We start from the raw sequence: 1,902 nt of genomic DNA on the forward strand, positions 1-1,902 counted from the left end.
ATGTATAACCATCAGATACCCCAAAAAGCACTCGGACATGTGTCACCGGTGCAAGCGTTGAAAAACTGGCAGCAGAAAGAACCCGAACGCTTCAAAAAACAGGTCTACAATCTCTCGGGTCTTGACAATTACGCAGTTGAAAGTTAAGTTGTTGATTTTTATAGAAGTGCTATTGTGCAGCGCACAAACTTACTTCAATAAAATCAAACATTTAGAAATCCAACTGCGTAACTCCTACTTGCATGGATAACCGATGATTTGTTGCCAAAATTACCGAAAAACTGTGTTCTTGTTATGGATAATGCCGCTTTTCATAAAAGACAAGATATTCAGCAAAAGATTAAAGAAAGCGGGCATATTTTAGAATACTTGCCACCATATTCACCTGACTTAAATCCGATTGAAAACTATTGGGCAAAAGCAAAAGCGATTCGTAAAAGGAACCATTGCTCAGTTGATGCTTTGTTTGCCTGTCATTTGTAATCATTTTATGTTGGATCAACTATAACTAACGTGATTTTTCTACAATCAATGCGCAGTTAAGCAAAAAAAGATTGTTGTTAAATCAAGGAACAATTGTTGATGCAACAATTATCAACGCCATTTCTTCAACAAAAAATCAAGCAAAAACCCGCGATCCAGAAATGCATTCTACTCGCAAGGGAAATCAATGGTATTTTGGAATGAAAGCACACATTGGCGTTGACGTTAATTCTGGGTTAGTGCATACCGTGGTTGGCACTGCGGCAAATGAGCATGATGTCACTCAAGTTGAAAACATTTTACACACGGTAAGGAACAACAAGTTTTTGGTGATGCTGGCTACACTGGTGCGAATAAACGCGAATAAACGCGAATAAACGCGAAGAAGCTAAAGATAAGTTTAACGAAAAAATGGTCAGTTGGAACATCACTGAAAAACGTTCTAACGTTGAAAAAACGGATGATAGCTTAATAAAAAATCTCACGCAACAACTTGAGAAAGTAAAGTGGCAAATACGAGCGCGTGTTAAACACCCATTTCACATCATTAAAAATCTGTTTATGCACCGTAAGGTACGTTATAAAGGGCTTGCAAAAAATACCGCACAACTAAAAACTTTGTTTGCTCTGGCTAATCTATTAATAGCAAAAAAGTCACTATTAAACACCTGAAACATAGAGTCCAGCGCATAAAAGTACCTTAATTTTACCTAACAAAAGTGTTATTATGTTGAATCATTAAAACGGAAACAGTTTATTTAATATCACATTTATAAAAATATGCCCTTAAAAGGGCAACACAGAGAACATTAAATAGATCAGCGGTTCCTTAAGAAATTCAAAAGTTGATCTTCATTGCACAGTTTCACTGTCGTAAGCTCCTACATTTTCTCTTAAGTATAGTATGTTTTGCGGATAACTATAACAAGTCATCGATAGGTAGCAACAACAGATTTGTACCGAACGTTAAATATCTGAATTTTTAAGAGATGTTGAAGTTCCAAAGACCAGCTGCCAGTCCAAAGAACTGATCCATAATGACATTTGACTGGCTTCTGATCCGGTGTGTCAGACAGTGAAAATGTTTCATTCCACCAATCGAATGCTCAACAAAAATGCGACGTTGTGCATGTGCGCGGTTTTCTATTTTCTGCTGTTTAGTGAGTTCTGGTGAAAGATTATTTTTTGATTTTCGAGGTTTTTTGTTAGGCAACCTGAGATCAGATTTGAACCCATAGTCATTAACTAAACCTAAAAACCCAAGATCAGCTCGAACTGTAACATCGACAAACCACTGCTTATCCATATCAAATTCCGATTTCATTATTGAGTAATCGTGGTTATGACCACCATAAATGTGACTCAGGTAGATAACTTTTCTGTTTTGACCAGTAATAATTATCGACTTGACAGTATGGA

At 36.6% G+C, this 1,902-nt stretch carries 2 protein-coding genes and 3 pseudogenes; 4 read left to right on the forward strand and 1 reads right to left on the reverse strand.

Features of this window, described 5'->3' with window-relative positions; translation table 11 throughout:
- From CKO12_RS15040 to CKO12_RS15455, 4 genes and pseudogenes are all read left to right on the forward strand, one after another.
- A pseudogene (locus tag CKO12_RS15040) lies at positions 1–147 on the forward strand (IS481 family transposase); the annotation flags it as partial.
- A gap of 99 nt (positions 148–246) precedes the next feature.
- Positions 247–483 (forward strand): transposase, encoded by a 237-nt coding sequence (locus tag CKO12_RS14135; RefSeq protein ID WP_420826847.1) that lies wholly within the window; start codon positions 247–249, stop codon positions 481–483.
- 41 nt (positions 484–524) lie between these two features.
- Positions 525–851, forward strand: a pseudogene (locus CKO12_RS15450) (transposase); the annotation flags it as partial.
- Between the two features lie 133 nt (positions 852–984).
- Positions 985–1,155: pseudogene (locus CKO12_RS15455) on the forward strand (transposase); the annotation flags it as partial.
- A 310-nt stretch (positions 1,156–1,465) separates the two neighbouring features.
- On the opposite strand, the gene CKO12_RS14150 reads toward CKO12_RS15455, so the two are convergent.
- Positions 1,466–1,902, reverse strand: a 437-nt coding sequence (locus tag CKO12_RS14150) for a transposase family protein (protein ID WP_200155367.1), incomplete at its 5' end; no start/stop codon positions are given.

The sequence above is a fragment of the Chromatium okenii genome, assembly GCF_016583745.1.
Taxonomy (GTDB): Bacteria; Pseudomonadota; Gammaproteobacteria; order Chromatiales; family Chromatiaceae; genus Chromatium; species Chromatium okenii.